22 protein-coding genes are annotated in these 25,850 nt (G+C 36.4%); 10 read left to right on the top strand and 12 right to left on the bottom strand.

The window, feature by feature from the left end; translation table 11 throughout:
• A partial coding sequence (locus ACIQ2X_RS00445; protein ID WP_396176902.1) for a hypothetical protein occupies positions 1 to 195 on the top strand: 195 nt, incomplete at its 5' end.
• 143 nt (positions 196 to 338) lie between these two features.
• Here the strand turns inward: ACIQ2X_RS00445 and ACIQ2X_RS00440 are convergent.
• On the bottom strand, positions 339 to 833 hold the full coding sequence (locus ACIQ2X_RS00440) for a hypothetical protein (protein WP_396176901.1): 495 nt from the start codon (positions 831 to 833) through the stop codon (positions 339 to 341).
• Positions 818 to 2,479, bottom strand: coding sequence for a T6SS effector amidase Tae4 family protein (locus tag ACIQ2X_RS00435; protein ID WP_396176900.1), 1,662 nt, complete (start codon positions 2,477 to 2,479; stop codon positions 818 to 820). The genes ACIQ2X_RS00440 and ACIQ2X_RS00435 overlap by 16 nt, the downstream gene beginning before the upstream one ends.
• A gap of 367 nt (positions 2,480 to 2,846) precedes the next feature.
• Between ACIQ2X_RS00435 and ACIQ2X_RS00430 the strand changes: the two genes are divergently transcribed.
• Both ACIQ2X_RS00430 and ACIQ2X_RS00425 read left to right on the top strand, forming a co-directional pair.
• Entirely contained in the window at positions 2,847 to 3,233 is a 387-nt protein-coding gene (locus ACIQ2X_RS00430; RefSeq protein ID WP_396176899.1) for a helix-turn-helix transcriptional regulator, read from the top strand.
• A gap of 69 nt (positions 3,234 to 3,302) precedes the next feature.
• Entirely contained in the window at positions 3,303 to 4,022 is a 720-nt protein-coding gene (locus ACIQ2X_RS00425) for an SAM-dependent methyltransferase (RefSeq protein ID WP_396176898.1), read from the top strand.
• A gap of 74 nt (positions 4,023 to 4,096) precedes the next feature.
• Here ACIQ2X_RS00425 and ACIQ2X_RS00420 read toward each other — a convergent pair whose 3' ends face one another.
• From ACIQ2X_RS00420 to ACIQ2X_RS00410, 3 genes are all read right to left on the bottom strand, one after another.
• Positions 4,097 to 5,545 carry a glyceraldehyde-3-phosphate dehydrogenase gene (locus ACIQ2X_RS00420; protein WP_396176897.1) on the bottom strand — a complete coding sequence of 483 codons (1,449 nt, stop codon included), beginning with the start codon at positions 5,543 to 5,545 and terminating at the stop codon, positions 4,097 to 4,099.
• Positions 5,546 to 5,920: 375 nt separating this feature from the next.
• A complete protein-coding gene (locus ACIQ2X_RS00415) occupies positions 5,921 to 6,382 on the bottom strand; it encodes a MepB family protein (RefSeq protein WP_396176896.1) in 462 nt (153 codons plus the stop codon).
• An 82-nt stretch (positions 6,383 to 6,464) separates the two neighbouring features.
• On the bottom strand, positions 6,465 to 7,862 hold the full coding sequence (locus ACIQ2X_RS00410) for a Do family serine endopeptidase (RefSeq protein ID WP_396176895.1): 1,398 nt from the start codon (positions 7,860 to 7,862) through the stop codon (positions 6,465 to 6,467).
• A gap of 133 nt (positions 7,863 to 7,995) precedes the next feature.
• On the opposite strand from ACIQ2X_RS00410, the gene dapF reads away from it, so the two are divergent.
• The 5 genes from dapF (at position 7,996) to ACIQ2X_RS00385 (ending at position 12,037) form a co-directional block, all read left to right on the top strand.
• Complete coding sequence (dapF, locus tag ACIQ2X_RS00405; RefSeq protein WP_396176894.1) at positions 7,996 to 8,775, top strand: diaminopimelate epimerase; 780 nt, start codon at positions 7,996 to 7,998, stop codon at positions 8,773 to 8,775.
• Positions 8,776 to 8,787: 12 nt separating this feature from the next.
• On the top strand, positions 8,788 to 9,321 hold the full coding sequence (locus ACIQ2X_RS00400; protein WP_396176893.1) for a GNAT family N-acetyltransferase: 534 nt from the start codon (positions 8,788 to 8,790) through the stop codon (positions 9,319 to 9,321).
• A gap of 12 nt (positions 9,322 to 9,333) precedes the next feature.
• On the top strand, positions 9,334 to 10,374 hold the full coding sequence (gene mltG, locus ACIQ2X_RS00395) for an endolytic transglycosylase MltG (RefSeq protein ID WP_396176892.1): 1,041 nt from the start codon (positions 9,334 to 9,336) through the stop codon (positions 10,372 to 10,374).
• A gap of 2 nt (positions 10,375 to 10,376) precedes the next feature.
• The gene (locus ACIQ2X_RS00390) at positions 10,377 to 11,294 is read left to right on the top strand and encodes a DUF2279 domain-containing protein (RefSeq protein WP_396176891.1); all 918 of its coding nucleotides are present in this window, start codon (positions 10,377 to 10,379) and stop codon (positions 11,292 to 11,294) included.
• Between the two features lie 98 nt (positions 11,295 to 11,392).
• Positions 11,393 to 12,037 (top strand): peptidoglycan-binding protein LysM, encoded by a 645-nt coding sequence (locus ACIQ2X_RS00385; RefSeq protein ID WP_396176890.1) that lies wholly within the window; start codon positions 11,393 to 11,395, stop codon positions 12,035 to 12,037.
• Positions 12,038 to 12,136: 99 nt separating this feature from the next.
• Here the strand turns inward: ACIQ2X_RS00385 and ACIQ2X_RS00380 are convergent, their stop codons facing one another.
• The 7 genes from ACIQ2X_RS00380 to ACIQ2X_RS00350 all read right to left on the bottom strand — a co-directional run bounded on the left by ACIQ2X_RS00380 (position 12,137) and on the right by ACIQ2X_RS00350 (position 22,963).
• Positions 12,137 to 14,401: an aconitate hydratase gene (locus ACIQ2X_RS00380; protein ID WP_396176889.1), complete on the bottom strand. Its 2,265-nt coding sequence runs from the start codon at positions 14,399 to 14,401 to the stop codon at positions 12,137 to 12,139.
• A gap of 302 nt (positions 14,402 to 14,703) precedes the next feature.
• On the bottom strand, positions 14,704 to 15,657 hold the full coding sequence (locus ACIQ2X_RS00375) for an AAA family ATPase (RefSeq protein ID WP_396176888.1): 954 nt from the start codon (positions 15,655 to 15,657) through the stop codon (positions 14,704 to 14,706).
• Between the two features lie 41 nt (positions 15,658 to 15,698).
• A complete protein-coding gene (locus ACIQ2X_RS00370; RefSeq protein WP_396176887.1) occupies positions 15,699 to 17,114 on the bottom strand; it encodes a peptidylprolyl isomerase in 1,416 nt (471 codons plus the stop codon).
• Positions 17,098 to 17,952 carry a hypothetical protein gene (locus ACIQ2X_RS00365; RefSeq protein ID WP_396176886.1) on the bottom strand — a complete coding sequence of 285 codons (855 nt, stop codon included), beginning with the start codon at positions 17,950 to 17,952 and terminating at the stop codon, positions 17,098 to 17,100. The genes ACIQ2X_RS00370 and ACIQ2X_RS00365 overlap by 17 nt, the downstream gene beginning before the upstream one ends.
• Entirely contained in the window at positions 17,953 to 19,917 is a 1,965-nt protein-coding gene (locus ACIQ2X_RS00360) for a peptidylprolyl isomerase (RefSeq protein ID WP_396176885.1), read from the bottom strand.
• A gap of 192 nt (positions 19,918 to 20,109) precedes the next feature.
• The gene (locus ACIQ2X_RS00355) at positions 20,110 to 22,020 is read right to left on the bottom strand and encodes an OmpA family protein (RefSeq protein WP_396176884.1); all 1,911 of its coding nucleotides are present in this window, start codon (positions 22,018 to 22,020) and stop codon (positions 20,110 to 20,112) included.
• 10 nt (positions 22,021 to 22,030) lie between these two features.
• Positions 22,031 to 22,963 (bottom strand): type IX secretion system membrane protein PorP/SprF, encoded by a 933-nt coding sequence (locus ACIQ2X_RS00350; RefSeq protein WP_396176883.1) that lies wholly within the window; start codon positions 22,961 to 22,963, stop codon positions 22,031 to 22,033.
• Positions 22,964 to 23,460: 497 nt separating this feature from the next.
• Here ACIQ2X_RS00350 and ACIQ2X_RS00345 point away from each other — a divergent pair, with 497 nt between their 5' ends.
• Both ACIQ2X_RS00345 and ACIQ2X_RS00340 read left to right on the top strand, forming a co-directional pair.
• A complete protein-coding gene (locus ACIQ2X_RS00345) occupies positions 23,461 to 25,050 on the top strand; it encodes a peptide chain release factor 3 (protein WP_396176882.1) in 1,590 nt (529 codons plus the stop codon).
• A 21-nt stretch (positions 25,051 to 25,071) separates the two neighbouring features.
• A complete protein-coding gene (locus ACIQ2X_RS00340) occupies positions 25,072 to 25,806 on the top strand; it encodes a tyrosine-protein phosphatase (protein ID WP_396176881.1) in 735 nt (244 codons plus the stop codon).
• The last annotated feature ends 44 nt before the right edge of the window (positions 25,807 to 25,850 follow it).

The following is a 25,850-nucleotide window of genomic DNA, read 5'->3' as shown; positions in this document are numbered from 1 at the left end:
AAGTATCTTCAAAACCAACCCACTGTTTTTATGCAAGCCTTTTACGGATTTTGCTTTTTGTATCTCCTATATTTCTTTTTTATAATAGTATTGAGATTGTCGTTGTCATATAAAGATAGACAAGAAGTAAAGATTGCTTTTCTGCCAGCAAACTCTCATTCATCCGAAAATATAGGCTTTACTTTTTTTGCATAATCTCGCCCTATGGAATCTGCTTTTTTGCTAAAATAAGAATCTAATATTTCTGCTTCAGCCAAAAATGAAAAATCATTATTTTTCATTAACTCTTTCGCAATTCCATCTTTTGTTAATTCACAAAGACATGAATAAATATCATCTTAATCTCCATAATATTTCATTTTTTTAAAGATTTTATATTCATTTTTAGCTATAGAGTCCAATTCTCTACTTGCAAAATAATCAAGGCAAGTTTTAGAAATATATTTCTTTTTTTTATCTTCTTCCGTTTCTATAAAATATTTGTTTTCCGGCATATGCTGGATAGCGTTCTTTCCAAGGGTTTTCATTTTCTCCCAAAACGGCATAGGTATATAATCATTCGGATTAAACAAATCTTCTTTACCCATCATTTTCATAATGCTGTCATTTTGGTAATTTTCAAAAAGACAATAATAAAAAACTTCTTGCTTGTAATTATTAATCCAGAACTTCAATTCACCTTCCTTATCTTTCTTTTTAGAAGGCTTCTTTGGGAAATCAATTCCATGATAATGGTCTAAATCAGTATATTTAGAGCCTGACTTGCATGAAAAAAATAACGTAAGGATTATTATCCCTGTAATTAAAAATTTAATAATTATTCTAGTATCCATACATCTATTCTTTTTATTCGTAAATTAAAAAAACAATTAAATGGGCAAGTAACCTTGCCAGCGGTGTTGGTGTAAATATAGTCAGCGTGTCCCGAAGCGTCGTTAGTATTTTCAACAGTGATCATAGAATATATTCCAGAAATGTTTTGAAGCTCTTGCAAGTTAGGAAAATTTTCGCCATTTGTTCCGCCATCGCTACTTGTAAATGAAAGATGCTTATTATTATAAGGAGTTGCAGAAGTAGCAGGATTTGTACCGAAAGTTTCACGCATCCAAGCGTTCAATGCTTTAGCGTTTAGAAAAAAGAACTTCCCAGCGAATTCAGCCCCACCTCCTTCTATGGTTTTACCAGGTAGGTTTGGAATCACTACCCCGCTTCGATTAAGAGCTATAGAAACTTTTAAAGCACAAGTATTATTTGTTTCAGAAGGATATTGATTGCGAACTTGTAAAACAGCTCCACCCACTAAATTATATATATTATCTGCACCTGCCAATAAAGATATACCATCAGCTGCTTTAGGCATTCCTGCTTTATAAGCATCTCTCGAAGGCAAATCTTGTTGAGGAAATGATAGGTTTGGGTTTTCCCAAAAAGCACTGTCATAATCCCAGTCCTGACCCTCTGTAGGTGTCATAAACCAATTTTTGAATTGTGCCATAGTCACAGAGGGATTCATTTCTAAATAATCTACCGCCCAACTACCAAAATCAATCGCTTCCTCGTCTTCTCTATTTTCGTAAAGATAATCAACTATTGTGTTTCCTTCATCATATCCAGCATTTTGCATAAAGCCTTTAGTATTATTTATTTTTACCGTATTGACGCCGAAAAAATTATTATTTAAAAACGAATAAAATGCCCAAAGGTTGAGTCTGTTAATACTTATGGAAGTTAAATTAGGATAAATGGAATTTAACTGAAAATTATGGTAATTAGTGAGTGCTTGTACCATTTGTTGTCTATTCTGTATGCCTACCCTGCCACCGTTTTTCCGGCAAAAATCTATCAAATAGGAGTGAATAAAATTATGCTCAATTATTAAATCCTGTAATTCTGGCGCTAGCGTACTTGTAAATGCCACTACTTGACCAGCAAGCAGAAAATCTAAATTATCAATGGCAACGTCTCCTTCGTAAGGATTTGGAATATAGATACCGCTATCATTACCGCCGCCTCCACCAGATGAACCTCCAGAACTTGGTGGATTGCCTCCTGGCACATTACCAGTATCTTCAAAACCAACCCAGACGTATGAAATTGTCGTTTGGAGGCATTCCCCTGTCTCGCAAGTCAAGCCATCACATGATCCTCTCTTTATACAATAAGCATTATTAGTACAAACTACATTATAACTAACCACAACAGCATAACCTGCACGTGCAGACATTCTATTATAAACCATTTCTGAACTTTCAAGCTCTCCTGTATGTGTAGGATTGGTTTTTTCGATATTATAAAAAATGATTTCATTCCATTCGGTTCCTATTTTTTCATACACAAGATTATAATATTCTTTAGCATTTAAGTCTTGAGAAACTGGATAAATTTTAAACGAATAGGTTGTTTTGCTATCAACTGGATTTACATATTTTTTTATACCAATGGTATCTGTGACAAATTCAGCTTCAATATCACGGGCCATTAAGTCCGTTGACCTATTTATATTCGCTGTTTTAATGTAATCAAATTTGGTTATACCTGTTTCGGCCTTGAATTGTTTAAAGGATATTTCATTCTTGTGAGGTACACCAGCATGGGAATGTTGGGACTCTAAATCTTCTTTGCTACAACTAAAAAATATAATTGTAAAAAGAAATAATACAACTGTTTTTAATTTGTTTGGTTTTCATACTCTACATGGCTTTAAGTTAAATTTTAAAATGTATATTTTTTTATTTAACACAATTATTAAAGTAAATTGCGATAATTCAAACTTATCAAAATTCATTCGATAACTATTTCGTTTTTCGGTATAATTATTTACTTTTATGAGCAAAATAAATCGTTTTATGGAATATTTAGAAAAAGAAATTGAAGAGAGTATTGAAAAAATTCTTAAAAAAATTAAAGATACTCGTAAATTAAAAGGCTTGTCTCACGAGAATATGGCAGTAGAACTAAATATTAGTCCATCGGCCTACAACAAATTAGAAAGAAGGGAAACAACTTTATCTTTAGAACGTTTGCTAAAAATAAAGCAGATTTTAGATTTATCTTTTTCTGATTTATTCGATATCAATTCAGGAGATGTTTACCACCAAGATTTAAAAGAGCAGTCTATTGGTACAGTGCAGAACTTATATCAAGAAAATAAAGAAATTACAGAAAAACTCATTAAATCACAGCAAGACGAAATCATCTTTTTAAGAGAGTTAATTAACAAAACAAATAAGTAAACTGATTACTTTTACTTTTGAAATTTATAAAGTACATATCTTTACTACTAGAATCACACTGATAATTTAATGAATTCAACACCCAAAGGCAAACTATTTCTAATTCCCACTACTCTAGGCGAATGCAATCCGATGGACGTGCTTCCGCAAACGGTTCAACGAGCCATTGAACTGATGGACACATTTGTAGTAGAAAACGAAAAAGACGCACGAAAATTCATCAAAAGCATTTGTCCCGAAAAAATCCAGGCCAATCTTAAATTGAGTGCTTTGAACAAACGCACGGAAAAGTCGGAACATTTTGCCATGATACAGCCTTGTTTAGAAGGTCAAAACATCGGTTTAATGTCGGATGCAGGTTGTCCAGGTGTTGCCGATCCAGGTGCTGCAATTGTAAAAATCGCGCACGAAAATGGCATTCAAGTCGTACCACTTGTGGGACCTTCTTCTATTTTGTTGGCCGTGATGGCATCCGGAATGAACGGACAAAGTTTTGCATTTAACGGTTATTTGCCCATTGATAAAGACGAGAAAAAAGCCATGCTGAAAAGTCTGGAAAAACTTTCCGCTGATAAAAACCAGTCGCAATTATTTATCGAAACACCGTATCGAAATAATAAAATGCTGGAAGATTTACTCACTATTTTGCAGCCTTCGACCCATATTTGTGTGGCTGCTGATATCACGTTGCCAACAGAATACATCAAGACAATGCGTGTTTCTGAATGGAAAAAAATAAAAGTTGACTTGCACAACCGCCCTTGCATTTTTATACTGCACAAAATGTAATTTTCAACCGTAATAAAAAATCCGCTCATCAAAAGAAGAGCGGATTTTTAGGTTTATTCAGGATGGTTGTTCTATTAGTAATAGTTGTATCGTCTTACTTTAGCAATATATTTTGCCAAACGAATTACTTGGTGGCTGTAGCCGTACTCGTTATCGTACCAAATGTACAACACGATATTTTTTCCATCAGCAGAAACGATTGTAGCGTTGCTGTCATAAATAGATGGGGCCGAAGTTCCGATAATGTCCGAAGAAACCAACTCGTTATTAACCGAATATTTAATTTGCTCCACAAGTTCGCCCTCCAAAGCATATTTTCGCATAATCGCATTGATGTCTTCAATCGAAGTTTCTTTTTCAACTTCCAAGTTAAGTACAACCAATGAACCATTTGGAACAGGAACACGAATTGCGTTTGATGTCAATTTACCAGCCAGCGAGGGCAATGCTTTTGCAACTGCACTTCCAGCACCCGTTTCGGTAATCACCATGTTTAAACCCGCAGCTCTACCACGACGGTATTTTTTGTGCATGTTATCGGTCAAATTCTGGTCGTTAGTATAAGCGTGAATCGTTTCCAAATGTCCTTTTACCACTCCTAAAGTATCTTCAATCGCTTTCAAAATTGGAGTAATCGCATTGGTCGTACAAGAGGCAGCCGAGAAGATATTTACCTCATCTGGATTGTATTCGTTTTGGTTTACCCCGTGAACGATATTTGGAACCCCTTTTCCTGGAGCCGTCAACAACACTTTGTGAGCTCCTTTAGAAGTCAAGTGTCTCGACAACGCTTTCTCATCGTTAAAGGCTCCCGTATTGTCAATAATCAAAGCATCCTCAATGCCGTAAGCCGTATAATCGATTTCTTCTGGACCATTTGCCGTAATAATATGAACGGTTGTTCCATTGATAATAAGTGCATTGTTTTCCAAATCAGCATGAACCGAACCTTGAAAATCTCCATGAATAGAGTCATGTCGCAACAACGAAGCTCTTTTTTCTAAAGTAGTCGCGTCGTTTTTGTCTCGTGTAACAATCGCTCTCAATCGCAACTGACTTCCTTTACCTGTTTTGGACATTAATTCTCTGGCCAATAAACGCCCAATTCGACCAAAACCGTAAAGTACTACGTTCTTTGGCTGAATTTCTTTGAACTTTTTAGCTTCTTTTAATTTAGAAATCACAAAGGATTTAGGGTCGTTAAAATTGTCGTGCTCTAAATGAAACTCGTAAGCCAATTTACCAATATCCAATTTCGATGGTGGCAAATCCAGTGAAGCAATCGCCTCTGCAATTTCAACTGAATCAAATACAGATATTGGTTTTCCCACAAATGCGTTGGCGTACTCGTGCAAATTAATAATATCACTTACGTTACGGTCGATCAACTGATTTCTAAAAAAAACCAATTCAATTGATTTGTCGTACCACAAATCGCTGATGATGTTGATGAATTTTACTCCAGCACGTCTTCTGTCGGCTTGAAAAGAGAGTTCCTTTTCGTAGGTCATGTTTTTATCCATTTCTGTAATTGTAAAAAAGTTAGTGTTGTTTTTTAAAATTTGGGGCAAAAATACTCATTTCAAACGTTTTCGTAAAGTATTTTGGCAACAATTTGATTAAACAATTCCAAAAAAATTTAACCAACTACGAAACCTCCTTTCAAATTTTCTTTCTTTTGGGCGTTTCCCTACGGGTCGTGCTGTACGCTGTATCCCCGATGAAAAATCGGGGGATGCCGCTTCCATCACTAACGCGGGGTTCTGTAACAACAGAAATTTTCGGATTTAAAGGGAAAATCTACATAATGCAAAAAAGCATCACTCCTTTGCGTCTTGACTCCCGAAATTTAGGGATTGCGGGAATCTTAAAAAATTATAGAAATAGAAAATTAGCTATCAAACAAAATTTTTAGGACTCATTTCAGAAACAAAATGATCCCTTTGCCAACATTGAGTAACCAAACCTTGTTTGTTTTTCGGAATACTCCAAGGCGGATAAACTCTAAAAGCGCGTTTTCCTTCTTTCAAATGTGTCGAAACAATTTTTTTCGCAATTAATGCCGACTTTGGAAAAATAAAGTATCCCAAATCCGATTCACTTTCAACCTCAATAATCAAAAAGTTAAAATCATCCGATTCCTCAAAAGGAGCAATTACACCACTCGGAATCCGTTTCCAAAACACCACAAATTGACCTTCTTTTTTTGGCGTTATTTTTGCCTTTCGAAAATGAAATTTAATTGTTTCCAGTTCAAAACTACAAGCACAATATGCTTGACTCTCTGGAAATTCAATAAAATGGATTATTTCATTATCAGCATTAGGAATTGCAATTTTTATTTTTTCTAAAACAGACATACTTAAATTTTACAGCGAAAATAATCTTTTAAAAAAAAAAGAGCCGATTTGCATCGACTCTTTTCAATAAATGTATTCTATACTAAATGATTATTCGCACCAGTTGACCACTATTGGTCATAATTTCCAACTGAACTCCTTGGGTTTCGTCTTTTCCACTCATCAGTTTGTTTACTTGTTGCATGTCGGTTACGGGAATATTATTTACCTTTAAAATTACAGCCCCTGTCAGTTCAGATTCAAACTGTACCAATCGAGGATTTTCGATGCTGGAGATTTTAACACCTGAGTTAATTCGAAACTTCTTTTTATCTGCAGTAGTTAAATTTTCTAATTCTAATCCTTTGAATTTTGACCGAACGATGTCATTTTTCGACAAGGTAACCGAAGTACTCATTTGCTTCTCTTCTCTCAAAAACGACACTTGCACTTCATCATTTGGACGTTTGGTATTGATATATCCGTTCAAATCAGCAAAACTTTGGATGGTTTTATTGTCAATTTTAGTAATCACATCCCCTTTTTTCAAACCGGCTTTTGCAGCACCCGAATTTTTAACCACATCACCTACATAAAATCCTTCGGAAGTTTTCAATCCCAATTCCTTAGAAATAGACGGATTTAAGTCGGAACCCTGAACGCCTAACATTCCGCGTTGCACCATTCCGTATTCCAAAATGTCTTCGATGATTTTTCGAGTGATATTAGATGGAACCGCAAAAGAATACCCCACGTACGAGCCTGTAGTTGAAGAAATCATCGTGTTGATTCCGATCAGTTCTCCTCGGGTATTGACCAATGCACCACCACTATTTCCTGGATTTACAGCAGCATCGGTTTGAATGAATGATTGCAATCCCGAAGTGTCCAAATTTCTAGCTTTAGCCGAAACGATACCTGCTGTAACAGTAGAATTCAAATTATAAGGATTTCCAACTGCCAAAACCCATTCGCCTACTTTTACATTATCAGAATCGGCGAAAGTAGCATAAGACAATTTTTCGTCGGCATCAATTTTGATCAACGAAATATCCATTTTCTCATCTGTCCCAACCAATTTTGCCTTGTAGGATTTTCCGCTATTCAAAGTGATTTCAATATTTTGAGCATCTTTGATTACGTGATTGTTGGTTACGATATATCCGTCTTCTGAAATTATTACACCAGATCCCGTTCCAATTTGCTCTTGTTGTTGACCTCCTCTATAACCATAATAATACTCTAAAATGGGATTTGAAACAGTACGATACGAAACATTTTTAACGTGAACAACCGAATGAACCGCTTTGTCGGCCGCATCTACAAAATCAATGTTTTCTGCTCCAAGACCCACATTTTGAGAATAATTGGGAGTGGCCACACTAACTACGTTTTTTGAATTTGAAAATGAGGAATTTTCATCAAAAAGTAATTTATAAGCGCCAAGTGTTGTGGCTCCACTTAACAACGCTACTACGAAAAGACTACTTAAATTTTTCATTATCAATTAAAAATTAAATTATTTAACGTCAAAATTAAGGTTTTCACTACTAATGTAAAATCGCTTTAACGCTCGATTAACAATGATTAACTTTTCATTAATATACGTAACTTTGTACCACTAAATGTTTATTATGGAACTTCAATTTTCTAAATACCAAGGCACCGGAAATGATTTTGTGATGATTGATAATCGCTTACAAATCTTTCCCAAGAATACCGCACTTATTAAAAAATTGTGTGACAGGCGTTTTGGCATTGGTGCTGATGGACTCCTATTACTAGAAAATGATTCCGAGACTGATTTCAAAATGGTGTACTACAATTCGGATGGAAATGAAAGTTCGATGTGCGGAAACGGTGGTCGAAGCATTGTAGCTTTTGCTAAAAAATTAGGCATTGTGGATTCAGAAACTACATTTATGGCTATTGATGGCGCACATTTTGCAACTATTGACGCCACAGAAACGGTTGCTTTGCAAATGAAAAACGTGGACGAAATTAAAATTGCAAACGACTATGTTTTTATGAATACGGGTTCGCCTCATCATGTCGAATTGGTTTCAGATCTTAAAAATGTGGATGTCAAAAATGAAGGAGCCAAAATTCGTTACAGCGATCTATATGGAAACGCGGGTTCGAATGTAAACTTTGTAGCACAAATAAATCCCGACACGTTTGCCGTTCGAACCTACGAACGGGGTGTGGAAGACGAAACTTTGTCTTGCGGAACAGGCGTTACTGCTGTTGCTCTTGCAATGTTTGCCACTGGAAAAACGACAAGTCAAAACGTTCATCTAAATGTTGAAGGCGGTTCGCTTACCGTAACTTTTAAAGAGAAAGAAAATAAATTTGCAGATATTTTCTTGATTGGACCAGCAACTTTTGTGTTTTCAGGTTGTGTAGAAATTTAAATTTTGTACAAAATGATTACTTTAAAAGGACCTAATCTATTTTTAAGAGCGCTCGAACCCGAAGACTTGGAGTTCGTGCATGCTATTGAAAACGACGAAGAAATTTGGACTTACAGCAATACGCAAACGCCGTACAGCAAATTTTTAATTCGGCAGTATTTAGAAAATGCGCATCAAGACATTTACGAAGCCAAACAATTACGGTTGGCCATTTGCAAAAACAATACTACGGAAGCTATTGGTTTGATTGACTTATTCGATTTTGATCCGCGAAATAATCGTGCTGGAATTGGAATTGTAATCCAAGACAGTTACAACCGCAAACAAGGTTTCGGGGCAGAAAGTTTAGGATTATTGATTAGCTACAGTTTTAAGCAACTGCATTTGCATCAATTGTATGCAAATATTGGTAGCGAAAATGAAACTAGTTTAAAGCTTTTTACTACTTTTGGTTTCCAACAGTGCGGCGTCAAAAAGGATTGGAATTTAATTAAAAATACTTATCAAGACGAAGCCTTATTTCAACTCATTAATCCATTTATTTAAAAAATCAAACTCGTGAACTTTAAAAAAATCCTCGTTTATTTTTCTCTTGTTGTAGTAGTTGCTGCATCCATTTACGGCTATATGCTTTACAGAAATATTTTCTCACCAAATACTCGTTTTGCCGAAAAAGAGATTTTTGTATACATCCCAACCGATGCGGATTATAACAAAGTACTGGAAATCGTCAGCCCATACATTACTGACATCGAGCGATTTAAAATGACTGCAGAAAAGAAATCCTATACAACGAACGTTAAGCCAGGTCGATTTTTATTTAAAAAAGACATGAATAACAACGATTTGATTGTCGCACTGCGAAATAATGTTCCGCTGAATTTGGCTTTTAACAACCAAGAGCGTTTGGAGGATTTTGCTGGTAGAATTGGTTCACAAATTGAAGCCGATAGCACTAGTTTGATGCAAAGTTTTACAGACGAAACTTTTTTGAAAGAACAAAACATGACGCGCGAAAACGTGCTGAGTTTGTTTATCCCAAATTCCTACGAGTTTTTTTGGAACACCTCTGCTGATAAATTCCGCGATCGTATGGCGAAAGAATACCGAAAATTTTGGACACCGGAACGTTTGGAAAAAGCAAAAAAACAAAATTTAACACCGTTAGAAGTTACCGCTTTAGCATCCATCGTTCACAAAGAAACAGTGAAATCCGACGAACGTCCAAAAGTGGCCGGAGTATATTTGAACCGTTTGGAACGAGGGATAAAATTAGAAGCAGATCCAACCGTTATTTTTGCGGTTAAAAATAATGCAAATGATTTTACTTTAGAGATTAAGCGGGTTTTGTACAAAGATTTAGAAACCGATTCGCCTTACAATACCTATAAATATGCGGGTTTGCCTCCAGGTCCTATTGCCATGCCTGATGTTACGGCGCTTGATGCGGTGTTGAATCCTGAAAAGCACAATTATATTTTCTTTTGTGCGAGTGTGACCAATTTTGGCTACCACGAATTCGCTGTTACTGCCGCACAACACGAAGTCAATCGGCAGAAATATGTAGCATGGATTAGTAAACAAGGCATAAAAAGATAAAAGTGACAAAAAAGTTTCGCCATAGCTTACTTTTTTTTCTAGCAGGAATGAATGCTGTTTTCGCTCAAGGCAAAATGGAATCTTTCTTAACACCTTCCGACACATTAAATGTTAAAAGACAAAATGCAGTATTTGCTACCGAAGTCGTGGCTTCTTCGGCAATTCTTTTAACATTAAACGAACTTTGGTACAAAGACTATCCAAAAAGTGATTTTCATTTTAAAAACGACAATGCACATTGGTTGCAAATGGACAAAGCGGGACATGTTTTTTCTGCTTACCACTTGGGTCGTTTTGGAGCGGAAGCTTTAGAATGGAGCGGAAGCAGCAAGAAAAACCAACGTTTGTATGGTGCTACTTTGGGATTCGTGTTTTTGTCTGCGGTTGAAGTAATGGATGGTTTTTCGGGCGAGTGGGGTGCTTCTTACGGCGATATTTTGGCCAATGCCTCGGGAACTGCATTGTATATTTCACAAGACTTGTTATGGAACGAACAACGCATCACACCCAAATTTTCTTACCATCAAACCGTTTATCCCACTGCGCGACCAAATACTTTAGGCAAAAATTGGAGCGAGCGAATTTTGAAAGATTACAACGGACAAACCTACTGGCTTTCAGCGAATGTTGCTTCTTTTGTACCCAATTCTAAAATTCCAAAATGGTTGAATTTGGCCTTTGGATACGGTGCCGAAGGAATGATTACAGGCGAAGATGTTTTAGTCAATTCGGTTTTTTTTCCAGAAAACAAAAGAACGCGTCAATTTTACCTGAGTTTGGACGTTGATTTAACGCGAATCGAAACCAAAAATCATCTTTTAAAGACCGTTTTCTCGGTTTTTAACACCCTAAAAATTCCTGCACCAACCCTCGAAGTCCGCGCTAACGGGAGGCTCACCTGGCATGGTCTTCATTTTTAGATTATATTAACACACTGATTATCAGATTTATATTTTTATTCGTATATTTGCTGGCTGAAATTTCTCAAAGTGACAGAAGTTGAGAAGAAATTTAAGTTATGATCAAAAAATGGATATATTACACTAGTATTGCACTTATTACTGCTTTTATAACTTTAAGTTTTAAAGCTACTACAGAAAAAAATAGCAACGTTGTAACACAAGACGAAGTGTCTTTTTACATTCTTCCATCCCTCGAAGATATTGACAACGAAGCTGAATTCCTCAATTTTAACTTTCCTTATACCGGAAAAACCTTTACTGGATTTAAAGAAGCACTTGCATTTAAAGAATCGCAAGGTCGTTACACTTTAATCAATTCCCTTGGATATATGGGAAAATACCAGTTTGGTCGTTCGGCACTTCGTGCGATTGGAATCCACGACAGTTCTGAATTTTTAAACAATCCGCGTTTGCAAGAGAAAGCATTTAAAGCACTTTTGGCAAAAAACAAGTGGGAGTTACGTAAAGAAATCGAAATGTACGAAGGAAAAGTGATTAATGGAGTTGTAGTTACCGAATCGGGTATCTTGGCAGCGGCTCATTTAGGTGGAGCAGGTTCGGTTAAGAAATTCTTCAAAAACAAGGGTAAGCGGGCGATCAAAGACCAATACGGAACAACATTGAAAAGCTATATGAAAAAATTTGGAGGTTACGACACCTCGTTTATTCAAGCGAATAGTAATGCAAAGATTAAGCATTAATTGCGAATAAAAACAATAGGCTTTTTTCTTTTCAAAGTAAAAAATAAAAAAACTCCCGAAAATTTCGGGAGTTTTTATTTATAAAAAGATCAACTTAAATTACGCTTTTCCAGCAGCAATTAAATTCAGTGCTGAACCAGCAACGAACCAACCTATTTGTCCGTCGTTATAGGTATGATTGGTTACGATAACATCGCTCGAACCGTCTTCATGCACGAACTCTAAACTCAACGTTTTACCTGGAGCAAACTCAGTTAAGTCTAAGAAATTGATGGTATCGTTTTCTTGGATTTTCTCATAATCCGCTTCGTTAGCAAAAGTCAAAGCCAACATTCCTTGTTTCTTCAAATTGGTTTCGTGAATTCGGGCAAAAGATTTTACCAAAACGGCTTTCACGCCTAAGAAACGAGGTTCCATTGCGGCATGTTCACGAGAGGAACCTTCGCCGTAGTTGTGATCGCCCACAACAATTGAAGGGACATTTGCAGCTTTGTAAGCTCTTGCAACCGCAGGAACCGCATCGTAAACGCCTGTTAACTGATTTTTGACTGTATTGGTTTTTTGATTGAAAGCGTTTACCGCTCCAATCAACATATTGTTAGAAATATTATCCAAATGACCTCTGAAACGCAACCAAGGACCTGCCATAGAAATGTGATCGGTAGTACATTTCCCGAATGCTTTAATTAATAACTTCGCACCGGTAATGTTGTGTCCGTCCCACGCTGTGAAAGGAGCAAGTAATTGCAAACGCTCTGAATCTTCGCTTACTGACACTACAACACTAGAGCCATCTTCCGCCGGAGCTTGAAAACCTGGATCTTCCGCGTCAAAACCATTCGGAGGTAATTCGTCACCCGTTGGTTCATCCAATCGAACCTCTTCCCCATTTTCGTTAATTAAAGTATCGGTCAACGGATTGAATCCTAAATCACCAGCGATTGCTAAAGCGGTTACCAATTCAGGAGAACCTACAAAAGCCAAAGTATTTGGATTACCGTCGGCTCTTTTAGAAAAGTTACGGTTAAAAGAATGAACGATAGTGTTTCGTTCTTCTTTTTCGGCGCCTTCTCGGTCCCACATCCCGATACATGGGCCACATGCATTGGCAAAAACAGTTGCACCGATTTGGTCGAAAGTATCAATAAATCCATCACGTTCAATGGTATAACGAACTAGCTCTGAACCTGGTGTAATGGTAAACTGCGACTTTATTTTTAAATTTTTCTCTGAAACTTGTTTTGCAATTGAAGCAGAACGTGCGATATCCTCGTAAGAAGAGTTGGTACACGAACCGATTAAACCTACTTGAATGTTTAAAGGCCAGTTGTTTTTAATCGCTTCTTCTTTCATTTTAGAAATTGGCGTAGCCAAATCTGGTGTGAAAGGTCCGTTTAAATGCGGCTCTAATTCAGAAAGGTTGATTTCAATCACTTGATCAAAATAAAGCTCTGGATTCGCATACACTTCTGCATCACCTGTTAAATATTCTGCCACTTTATCTGCAGCATCGGCAACATCAGCTCTGTTTGTAGAGCGTAAATATCGACTCATTGAAGCGTCGTACCCAAATGTAGAAGTTGTAGCTCCCACTTCGGCACCCATATTACAGATGGTTCCTTTGCCTGTACAAGACATTGCAGTTGCACCTTCACCAAAATATTCGATGATTGCACCTGTTCCTCCTTTTACCGTTAAAATTCCTGCAACTTTTAAAATAACATCTTTTGGTGCAGTCCAGCCTGATAATTTACCCGTTAATTTGACTCCAATTAATTTAGGAAATTTCAATTCCCACGCCATTCCTGACATCACGTCAACAGCATCGGCTCCACCTACTCCAATGGCAACCATACCTAAACCACCTGCATTAACAGTATGTGAGTCGGTACCGATCATCATACCACCTGGAAAGGCATAATTTTCTAAAACTACTTGATGAATGATTCCCGCTCCTGGCTTCCAAAAGCCTATTCCATATTTATTTGATACTGAAGAAAGAAAGTCAAATACTTCATTACTTTGTGTTTTTGCGCGAGCTAAATCAGTTTTTGCATCTACTTTTGCTTGAATTAAGTGATCACAATGCACAGTGGTGGGAACTGCAACTTTTGGTTTTCCAGCGTGCATAAATTGCAATAAAGCCATTTGTGCGGTAGCGTCTTGACATGCTACACGGTCTGGAGCAAAGTCAACGTAATCTTTACCTCTGGTAAAAACGGTATTGGGACTGCCTTCCCACAAGTGATTGTATAAAATTTTCTCTGTTAAGGTAAGTGGACGACCAACAAGTTCACGTGCTTTATCCACACGAGACGGCATGTTTTCATACACTTTTTTAATCATTTCAATATCAAAAGCCATAATGTTGTATGTTAGTTTTTTAATGATGCGAATTTAGTGAATTTAAAGCAAAATTGCAATTTGTCTAACAAAAACAACTATTCAAACGATTATTACTGCCAAATCATCAAATTAGTTGATTAATATTAAAAATTTTTATTTTTAAAACAAAATATTATGCAATTACTATTTTAAGCATCAATTTTTATCAAATTCGGAATTTGGCATCTGAACAATAAAAATAGAACCTTTCTAAATTAGTTAAAAAAAAAGTCCGTCAGCTTTAAAACTACGGACTTTTTAATAGGTTATCTTTTTTTTGATTAAAACAATTGCGTGATAATTTGTTCAATTGTTATTCCTTCGGCATCGGCTTTGTAGTTTTTTACGACCCGGTGGCGTAGTATTCCAATCGCAACGGCTTTTACATCTTCGATATCAGGAGAAAACTTTCCATTAAATACTGCATGGGCTTTAGCTGCTAGAATTAAATTTTGTGAAGCTCTTGGTCCGGCACCCCAATCGATGTAATTTTTAATATAAGCATTCGATAAATCATTGGTAGGCCTGGTTTTAGAAACCAAGGTTACCGCATATTCGATTACATTATCTGCCACAGGAATTCGTCGAATTAAATGTTGGAAATCGATAATTTCCTGTGCTGTAAAAAGTGGATTTATGGTTTGCTTTAAATCTGAAGTTGTGCTTTTTACTACTTGAACTTCTTCAGCAAATGAAGGATAATCGAGATTGATTGAAAACATAAATCGATCCAATTGAGCTTCTGGCAAAGGATAGGTTCCTTCTTGCTCGATTGGATTTTGCGTAGCCAAAACAAAGTAAGGCAAGTCTAACTTATAATTGTGTCCGGCAATAGTTACCGATCGTTCTTGCATTGCTTCTAATAAAGCCGCTTGGGTTTTTGGAGGCGTTCTATTGATTTCATCTGCCAAAATAATATTCGAAAAAATAGGCCCTTTGATGAATTTAAAATTACGATTTTCATCCAAAATTTCACTTCCTAAAATATCCGAAGGCATTAGATCGGGTGTAAACTGAATGCGTTTAAAATTCAAACCCAATGCCTGAGCGAGCGTATTGACCATCAATGTTTTTGCCAGTCCGGGAACCCCTACTAACAATGCGTGACCTCCTGAAAATATGCTCAACAATATCTGATCGACCACTACATCTTGACCTACAATGATTTTCGCAATTTCGGCTTTTAGAGCCATTCTTTTTTGCACTAAATTTTGAACAGCAGTAATGTCAGACATGTTTTTTTCTTTAGAATTATAAATTTAGACTTTAAATTGACTTAGACTTTCAACCAGTTGTTCATGAATTCACAACTTTTATATTCGCCGTTGATTTTGATATAGGTTTCCTTAATTTTAGCTTCCGTCCATTTGGCAATCTCTTTAATTTGCTTATCCCGCAAGGCAAATTCTTTGATTTTCAAATAATCTTGCGAATAATCAACAGGATGAGAAGGGATGCGATTAGTAACCATCATCAATTTATATACTTTACCTTTTACACGGTCTTCTTCAAGATAAGGCAACGAAACTTCTCCTGTTTTTAAGTTTGAAACTTGTCCGTAAAGAACAGCATCTAACTTAGTCATATCAAATTTGGTATCTAATGATTTTGGGTTTAATAAAGTTCCCCCGTTTGCTCTTGTTTCTTTTTCGTCTGATGAACTTCGAGCCGCATCTGCAAAACTGATTTCGCCGTCCACAATTTTCTTGCGAATTGAAGCCACTTCATCTTTGGCTTCCTTCAAGGCTTCTTCAGAAACTTTTGGAGCCATCAAAATATGCCGCAACTCTACGTCTTGACCTTTGATTTTTTCTACAAAAACAATGTGGTATCCGTATTCTGTTTCGAAAGGTTCCGAAATTTGACCTTCGTCTAGGCTAAAAGCTACCTCTTTAAATTCTTTTACCAATGGCGATTTTCGATTCACTTTCATGTAACCACCATTGGATTTTGACCCTGGATCTTGCGAATAAAGCACTGCTTTACTATAAAAACTCGAACCTGCAGCAATGTCTCTTTTAAATTCGTTGAGTTTGTCAATAACTTTCTGTTTTTCTGCTTGACTGATTTGTGGTTGAATTACAATTTGCGCAATCTCGACCTCGTCACTGATCACAGGTAATTCTTCTTTTGGGATATTTACGTAAAAATTACGGACTTCTTCGGGTGTAATTTCTACTTTTTCGATTATTGAATTGGTCATTCTTTTAGTCAACTCATTCATTTTCAGAATTTCAAAAAAGTAACGACGAAATTCCTCTTCCGAATTTTTCTTGTAAAATTTGACCAAATCATCGACAGAACCGCGACTTTGCTCCAACATGATTCCGATTTTTTCTTCCATCGTACTGTTGATTTCGGCATCACTCACCACAATACTGTCTTGCAACGCATGGTGGGCATACATCCGTTCTTCGAGCAATTTGCCTAACATTTGACAACGTGTAATGTTTGAAATATCGTTGTCGCTGTTGGCCAATTCCACTAAACTTTTATCAATATCCGAATCCAAAATAATATAATCGCCCACAGTGGCAATTACACCATCAATTTTTTGTCTACCTGTAAAATTAGTTGAAGTTTTGGAATTCTTCTTTACCGTATCCATTACCACCTCTTGGGCTGTCGCTAAAAACAACGAGCCAAAAGTCAACAACACTACGGCTAAATTTTTACTACTTATAAACTTCATAATCTTTATTTTTGATTGCATCATCTGTAATTTCCTTCTCAAATTTTTTAATTAATTCTAATTTTCTTCTATTTAAAATTACTTGTCGCAAAGTTGGTTTTAAATATTCAAAAGGACTGATTTGATTTCTATTAATCACCTTTTTTATTTTTACTAAATAAACGCCGCTGTTTTCATCCACTTTTTCGAACGCCATACCTTGGCTTATGTATTTATCCCTGTTATCGGGGTTTATAAAAGGTAATCTACGATAGACCTCGTTGAGCGATACCCAAACCGAATCATTTAAGGCAGAATTTTTAAACTGCATCTGATACATTCGCCAAAATGCTGCATCCGATTTTTTAAAGTTTAAAAACTTACTTTTAATTGCGGCAAGCTTAGGATGATCTTTCGAAGTATGAATGTACCGCAATTGAACAATGGTTCCGTTGGTTTTAAAATTCTCCTTGTTATCTTCGTAATATTGCTTAAGCTCTTTCTCAATAATTAACGTATCCACTGTGGTTTGTACCACTTTTTCAATATACGCTTTTGTGTACAAATCATTTTTGTACTGCTTGATTAAACTATTGAATTCCTCTTTTTTAGCATCGTCTAAATTTCTTTCTGCGGCTTTGATGAGCAATTTTTGTGTTGCCCATCGATCAATGTAACTTTTTATTATAAGAGTGCTTTCGGCTTTGGAACTGTTTTTCGGAACCAAGCTATCTAGTTCTGAACGGTATAAATAACTATTTCCAACTCGTGCCACAGCTTCAGTAGCGCTTTCTTTTGTGAAATAACTACAGGAACTAACCCATAACATTAGTAGTATCAGCCCGCTGTTTCTTATCATTTATAACTTAATTTCCGCCTTAACTTGTTCAAAAACTTCCGAATTTACTTTGATGGTAAACTCTTTTTTCAAATCAGAAACCCAATTTTCTTCTAAATATTGTTGGTAGTCGTTAATAACTTTTCCTTCACATTCCTCAAATGTTTTTTGACCGGCAGGAATTATATCTTTTACGCGACTGATAAAATAATAATTTCCTTCTTTTACAATAGCCGTCAATCCTTTTTTATCACTTACATTTTTTGGCAACAAGGTACTTCCTTCTTCAAAAAGTCCTTCTTTGTCAATCACTTCAATCTCTTTTCCGGAGTTTAAAGCTTCTTTAATTTCAGATGCCGACTTGCCTTTTTTCAACATTTTTTGTACTTTCTTGATATAATCTTCCTTGGTAGAAGAAAAAACCAATACATCGTATCGTTTATTCCACTGGTACTTTTGTTTGTTTATGTCGTAAAACGATTGCAATCCCAACGTGTCGGTTTTCGACTTTTCCCAAATTTCTTTTTCCATCAAGTCAAACAACAGTAAGCCGTCGCGGTATTCACTCATCACGTTTGCAAACTCGGGAAATTCATTTTCCAGATTCGCGTTGTAATACGCATTCAACTGCTGGTCTGTAAATTTCTCAAACAGTACCGATACCATCGTTTTTAAAGGTTTAATTTCTAAAGCCTCTTTTTGACTCGCTTGGATAAAGTTCAGAAAATCTCTGCCCGGTGCATTTTTGGTATTGATGGTTAAAATTGTTTCACCGAAAGGCGTTTTAACGTCTTCACTGGTCCAAGTCCCTTTGTAAAAATCTTCTGTGAGCGCTTTTTCTACTGCCGCATATACCTTCTTGTTTTTTGTAATGGTATATTTCTTTCTTAATTTATCGGTGAGTGAATTTTCAATTAAACGAGAGCGTTCGTCACGACTCAACTTTGTTTGCAAGTCGGCTTTTACTTCATCAAATGATTTAACGGCATTTTTGTTGTTGAACTTGACAATATGCCAACCAAAAGCAGTTTCAAAAGGAGCAGAAAGTGGTGTTTCTGGAGAAAGGCTAAATGCAACGTTTTCAAATTCTTCAGCACTCAATTGTCCTGAACTGAAGGGCGCCATTTTTCCACCATTTGGAGCAGACGATTTGTCTTCCGAAAATTGTTTTGCCACTTGTTCAAATTCTTCGCCTTGTTGTAACTTTTGATATAATTCTTGAATACGCAATTCATTTTTTTTATTCAGTTCTTTGTCATCCGATTTTAACAACATAATGTGCGAAACCACGACTTCACCTCGGTTGTTTCGAACATCGTTTACTTTAATCAAATGGTATCCAAAGCGGGTACGTATGGGCTGCGACACCTGACCTACTTGAGTATTGTAAGCCCCAGACTCAAAAGGATACACCATTCTAAAAACTGAAAAATAACCTAAATTTCCTTGGTTTTCTTTAGCAGATGGATCCTCGGAATATTGCATAGCCAAGGCGCCGAAATCTTCTCCTGCAACAATTTTCTTACGAACTTCGATTGCTTTGTTGAAGGCTTTTAGTGTATCTGCTGGACTTGCATTTTCATCTACAAGAAATAAAATATGTGATCCATTGATTTCTTTCAGCGAACGATTGTAGGCTTCCTGAATCAATTCGTTCGTAACTTTTACGTCTGTTAAATAATTTTTAGCCAATTGGGCACGGTAGGAATTGAGTTCATTCACATACTTTGAACCGTTTTGTAACCCCAATTGATTGGCTTTATTGATTTTGAGCTTATAACCTACGTATAAATTCAAGTACTGATTGAGGTCTTTTTGAGATTCGTCCTTCACTAAATCAATATTTTTATTGTAAACCCGTTTGAATTCATCCGTATAAAAAGGAGCGTCATCGATAGTAAACAATACTTTTTTGGAAGAATCTTGTGCCTTGGCAATGGCACTAGTTACTATCAAAAAACCGAACAACAAGTGTTTTAAATTCATTCCTTAGACCTATTTAGTTTATATTATTTTTAGATTTATAATGGTGTTTTGCTGTTCATTGGAAATGGCAGTAAATGCAATTTACAACGACCCACAAAATTAACAATTCAAACACATTATGCAAGTGAGTTGATTACTATTAACATAAAATTATACGGGAGTTTTATTTAGTTCGTTGCTAAATCGTTAATTTCAAATTCTGGTGACAATAAATTCGCTTCGACGGTTGAGTTGGTGTTCGGTCTCCGAACAAGGAAATTCATCTGCACATTGATTGATCAATTGTGTTTCTCCATAACCTTTTGCCTTCAATCGGCTGCTGTCGATTCCATTTTGAAGTAACCAGGTCAAAGTGGCTTGGGCGCGCTGATCGGAAAGAATTTGGTTATTTTCGAAAGAATCTCTACTGTCGGTATGCGACCGAATTTCAATAGACAGATTGGGATTTTCAACCAAAACTTTTTTTATTTTAGCGAGTTCTTTTGCCGCGTCCTCTCGAATTATGGACTTACTCAAATCGAAATAAATCGGCTGTAGCGACAGCTTTTTCGCTAAATCATCGCCCAATTCAAAAGCTGTTTTTTCTTTTTCAATAAAAATCTTCTCTAAAACAGCCGTTGAATAGCGTGCAGGATTGATTGAAATATGGGCAGAAGTATAGCCTCTTTCTATCATTTTTATCGTGTATTTTTTTCTTCCATCTACTGAAAACTGGTATTTACCGCTAGCATCAGTAGTCGTTTGATCTATTTGATTGGATTGAGCATCAAATAGTAGCACGGCAATACCCGCTTTTGTCTCTTCGGGATTTTGAATAATTACGGTTCCTTGTAAAATAGTAGTAAAGGAAATCGGAATCCAATTGTCAAATGCATAGATATCATCCATACCTTCACCACCAGATCGATTTGAGGTAAAAAAACCTTTTTTAGTTGTTGAATCGATAATAAATCCGAAATCGTCCACCTGTGAATTTATGGGCAAACCTACATTTTGGGGTTCATTAAAATTAGACTTTCCATCATGGATTGACACAAAAATATCCAGTCCACCAAAACCGTTGTGACCGTCGGAAGCAAAATACAGTTCACCCGCATCGCTGATGAATGGAAAAGTTTCTCGACCTTGCGTATTAATCACGGATCCTAAATTTTTGGGTATTCCAAAAGTACCATTCGGCTCAACCTGCACTCGGTACAAATCAGAAGCACCAAAACCACCCGGCATATCGGAAGCAAAATAGAGTGTTTTTTCGTCGGCACTTAAAGCCGGGTGGGCCACACTGTACAAATCGCTACAAAAAGGCAAAGCACCCACAACCGTCCATTCGGATCCTTTTTTCTCGGCTTTATAAATACTCAACAAGGTAGTTTGATTGAAATTAGTTCCTCGTTTATTATTTTCAAAATTGTTTCTGGTAAAATACATGGTCAAACCGTCCTTAGTAAAAACCGCACTGGACTCATTGAACTTTGAATTTATACTTTTGGCAAAACGGATGGGTTTTGCGTCAGCCGAATCGGAATCAACGGCATACAAATCGGTAAAACTGTGATTGGTCCACGAATGCTTTCGGGTAAAAACACCACTTGTATCTCTGGCGGAAGCAAAAACGATTTGGCTTCCATAAAAAGAGGCACCAAAATCGGCAACTGTAGAATTAAAATGTGCTAACTGAATTTTGCATCGCTTAAAATCCATTTTTTTATCTTGAGAATCAGCGAAATCAACACTTTGATCAGGGTACAAGAGCGTCATTTGTGTTAAAATAGCTTGAGCTTCATCATACTTTCCGATGGATTTCAGCACTTGTGAAAAACGAAAAAAATGATCGGGTCTATTATTCTCCGTTTCGTTAAACAGCAACTGAAACCATTTGGCGGAAGCCGTATAATTGGCATTAAAATAATACGAATCGGCTAATTCGGCATAAATTTGAGGGTTGCCTCTACCCTGTTCGACTGCTTTTTCAAGACTTTTTATGGCATCGCTGTAGGCCATTTCTTGAAACTGCTGATGCCCTTTCTTTTCCCAATTTTGAGACGCTCCGGAAACAGTCCAGAAAAGTAGCAAACAGAAACAACATAAATGGCAAATTTTCATTTTATCTAATTTAGAAAAATCGGGGTGAAACTATTTTATTATATTTCGAAAACAATTCGAATCGGAGAAAAATTTCGTGGGATCCCGAATTGTAATTTGCTAAACTGGTGGTATCGGTATCGTAAGAATAGCCTATTTGCCAAGAATCGTTTACTTGAAAACCAGCCAAAGCACTAACTGCAGCATTAAAACGATAGGCAATGCCAAATGTGAATTTTTCTACAAATAAGACATTGGCCGAAACATCAATTTGTAAAGGTGCTCCTTGTACGAATTTTGTCAGTACTGCGGGTTTAAATTGCCAATCGGCGTTCCAATCAAACACTTTTCCCGCTATGAAATAAAAGTGCATTTTATCTTTAGAAGTCCCACTAATGGCATCGTCGTAGCGTTTGGTTTCAAGAAAATTGGGAACCGAAATTCCGATGTAATTTTTGTTGGAATGATAATATACTCCCAGACCTGCATTAGGCGAAAATTGATTGTTTATTGTGTTTTGATCGTTTAGCACCACATCATTTGGATCTAAAATGGTCAAGCGGCTGTAATCGACACTTAGCAAATTAGCAGAAGCTTTCATTCCAAATGATAATTTATAGTTTGCATTTACAGGAATGGTGTACGAAACGTCGCCTGAAAAAGTGTTGCTGTTTGAAATGCCTATTTGGTCGTTAATAATCGAAATCCCGTATCCCAGTCGGGTATTTGAAATGGGTTTGTTGAAAGAAAAGGAATGCGTTATGGGAGCTCCATCCAACCCAACCCATTGGCTACGGTGTAAAAGAAACATACTAGTAACGCCTCTCGAGCCAGCATACGCGGGATTTATGGCAATTGTGTTGTACATGTATTGGGTGTACTGCGAATCTTGTTGCGCAAAAATGTTGCTCACAGAAGTAAGCAGCATTATCCAAAATAAGTAGCAACGTAATTTTAACTTCATCTATCTTCAAATGCATTTTGTAGCCAATCCAACTGAGAAACGCTACCTATTCGCCGCTGAAAATTACAAAAATAAATTTAAAGTTACACGATTGTGATTTCGGTGTTTATGTGTCTAAAATCGAATTGAATAATGAACTATAAAATTGTTATGTAAAGAACAATTGATTTTTGCGATTTTTTATAATTGCTTCGCCAGTTCAAGCAAAGTTTTCTTGTTCGCGTAAATATATACTATAATTATGCTTGTTGTTGAAAATGGAATAATAGATTCCTGGTCGAGTGACCAATTTATACGTAGGTAATTAAGGAAAATGAATGGAATGTAGTTTTAGTTTTTTTTAACAATTGTACTAATGGACATCTGGAGGAATGATTCATAACATAAAAGTAGCACCAAAATGATTTAAAAAAACAATTCAATTTTTATTTTAGAATATCTTGATTTAACCTTTATTACGCAATAATATTCTATTTTTGCAATCAAGAAAAAAAATTATGAGTTTTAATAAAGAAATAGAACGGCGACGTACTTTTGGGATTATTGCACATCCCGATGCTGGAAAAACGACATTAACAGAAAAGTTGTTGCTTTTTGGAGGTGCGATTCAGGAAGCGGGAGCTGTAAAAAATAATAAAATTAAAAAAGGAGCCACTTCCGATTTTATGGAAATCGAGCGTCAGAGAGGAATTTCGGTTTCGACATCGGTATTGGCTTTTAATTACAAAGAAAAAAAAATCAATATTTTAGACACGCCCGGTCACAAGGATTTTGCTGAAGATACGTTTCGTACTTTGACTGCTGTAGACAGTGTGATTGTAGTGGTGGACGTTGCCAAAGGGGTTGAGGAACAAACCGAAAAATTGGTTGCTGTTTGTAGAATGCGAAACATTCCAATGATTGTTTTTATCAATAAATTGGATCGTGAAGGAAAGGATGCGTTTGACTTGATGGATGAAGTAGAACAAAAACTAGGGCTGACCGTTACTCCAATGAGTTTTCCGATTGGAATGGGTTACGATTTCAAGGGGATTTACAATATTTGGGAAAAGAACATCAATCTATTCAGCGGAGATAGTCGAAAAAACATAGAGGAAACCATTGCATTTTCAGATGTCAATAGTCCGGAATTGGATAGTATTATTGGCGAGAAGCCTGCCACGAGATTGCGCGACGAATTGGAGCTTATTCACGAGGTCTATCCAGAATTTAACCAAGAGGCGTATTTGAAAGGAGATTTGCAGCCCGTATTTTTTGGTTCGGCATTAAATAATTTTGGTGTTCGGGAATTGTTGGATTGCTTTGTTGAAATAGCCCCATCTCCACGACCTAAAGAATCAGAAACCCGGTTGGTTGATTCCTACGAACAAAAGATGTCGGGATTTATTTTTAAAATTCACGCCAACATGGATCCTAAACACAGAGACCGATTGGCCTTTTTAAAAATTGTTTCGGGTACATTTGAACGCAATAAACCCTATTACCATGTGCGTCAAAAAAAGAATTTTAAATTTTCGAGTCCCAATGCATTTTTTGCCGAAAAGAAAGAAATTGTCGACATTTCTTATCCCGGTGACATTGTAGGTTTACACGATACGGGGAATTTTAAAATTGGAGACACACTTACTGAGGGAGAAGTGATCACTTTTAAGGGAATACCGAGTTTTTCTCCTGAGCATTTCAGGTACATCAACAATGCTGATCCTTTAAAAGCCAAACAACTTGAAAAAGGAATTGACCAGTTGATGGACGAAGGTGTTGCCCAATTATTTACCTTAGAACTCAACAACCGTAAGGTAATTGGGACTGTTGGAGCATTGCAATACGAAGTTATTCAATACCGGTTGGAGCACGAATATGGTGCGAAATGTACTTATGAAAATTTCCCTGTACACAAAGCGTGCTGGGTGAAACCTGATGATGCCAAAAACGCTGAATTTAAAGAGTTCAAAAGGATTAAACAAAAGTTTTTAGCCAAAGACAAATACGGACAACTTGTATTTCTGGCCGATTCGGATTTTACGATTCAAATGACGGTTTCCAAGTATCCAAGTGTTAAATTATATTTTACGTCAGAACTGGATTAGTATCAATTAAAACCAATACCTATGTTTTTTTTCAATAAGAAAAAGCCTATTTTAAAAGATTTAATTCCTGATAATCATATTGATTTCCACTCGCATTTGCTTTTTGGGATTGATGATGGTGCTAAAAATTTTGAAGAAACGTTGACGCTTGTAAAAGCGATGAATGGTTTTGGGATTACTCAATTTACCGCCACACCTCACGTAATGAATCATGTTTGGGAAAATACTTCTGAAATGATTATCAATCGACAGAACGAGGTAAATGCATTGTTCAAGCAACACCATTTAGATTTTACCATAAAAGGTGCAGCGGAATATTTAATGGACGATTCATTTGTGAAACTATTTCAGAATGAGCCGTTATTAACCCTTAAAGAAAATTATGTTTTGGTAGAAATGTCCTACATCAATGCGCCACTGCAATTGTACGATATTTTGTTCGAATTGCAAATTGCAGGTTACAAACCGGTTTTGGCCCATCCGGAACGCTATAATTTTTACCACAACCACTTTGAAGAATACAAAAGGCTGAAAACAGCCGGTTGTTTGTTTCAAATTAATTTATTGTCTACTGTGGGTTATTACGGTGAATTTGTCGCACGAACGGCTGAAGAATTACTTAAAAGAGGTATGATTGATTTTGCTAGTTCGGACATCCACCACGACAAACATGTAGCTGCATTTGATGGAAAAGTACTTTTTAAAGACGCTAAACCTTTACAAGAGGCCATCAATAATAGTTCGTTTTTCAAATAAAAGCATAATTGATGTAGAGTTTCCATCCAAAACACTTATTTGTG

Source organism: Flavobacterium sp. (genome assembly GCF_044368625.1).
Taxonomy (GTDB): Bacteria; Bacteroidota; Bacteroidia; order Flavobacteriales; family Flavobacteriaceae; genus Flavobacterium.
The sequence above is the reverse complement of the archived record's forward strand: the minus strand, read 5'-3'. Positions and strand labels throughout refer to the sequence as shown.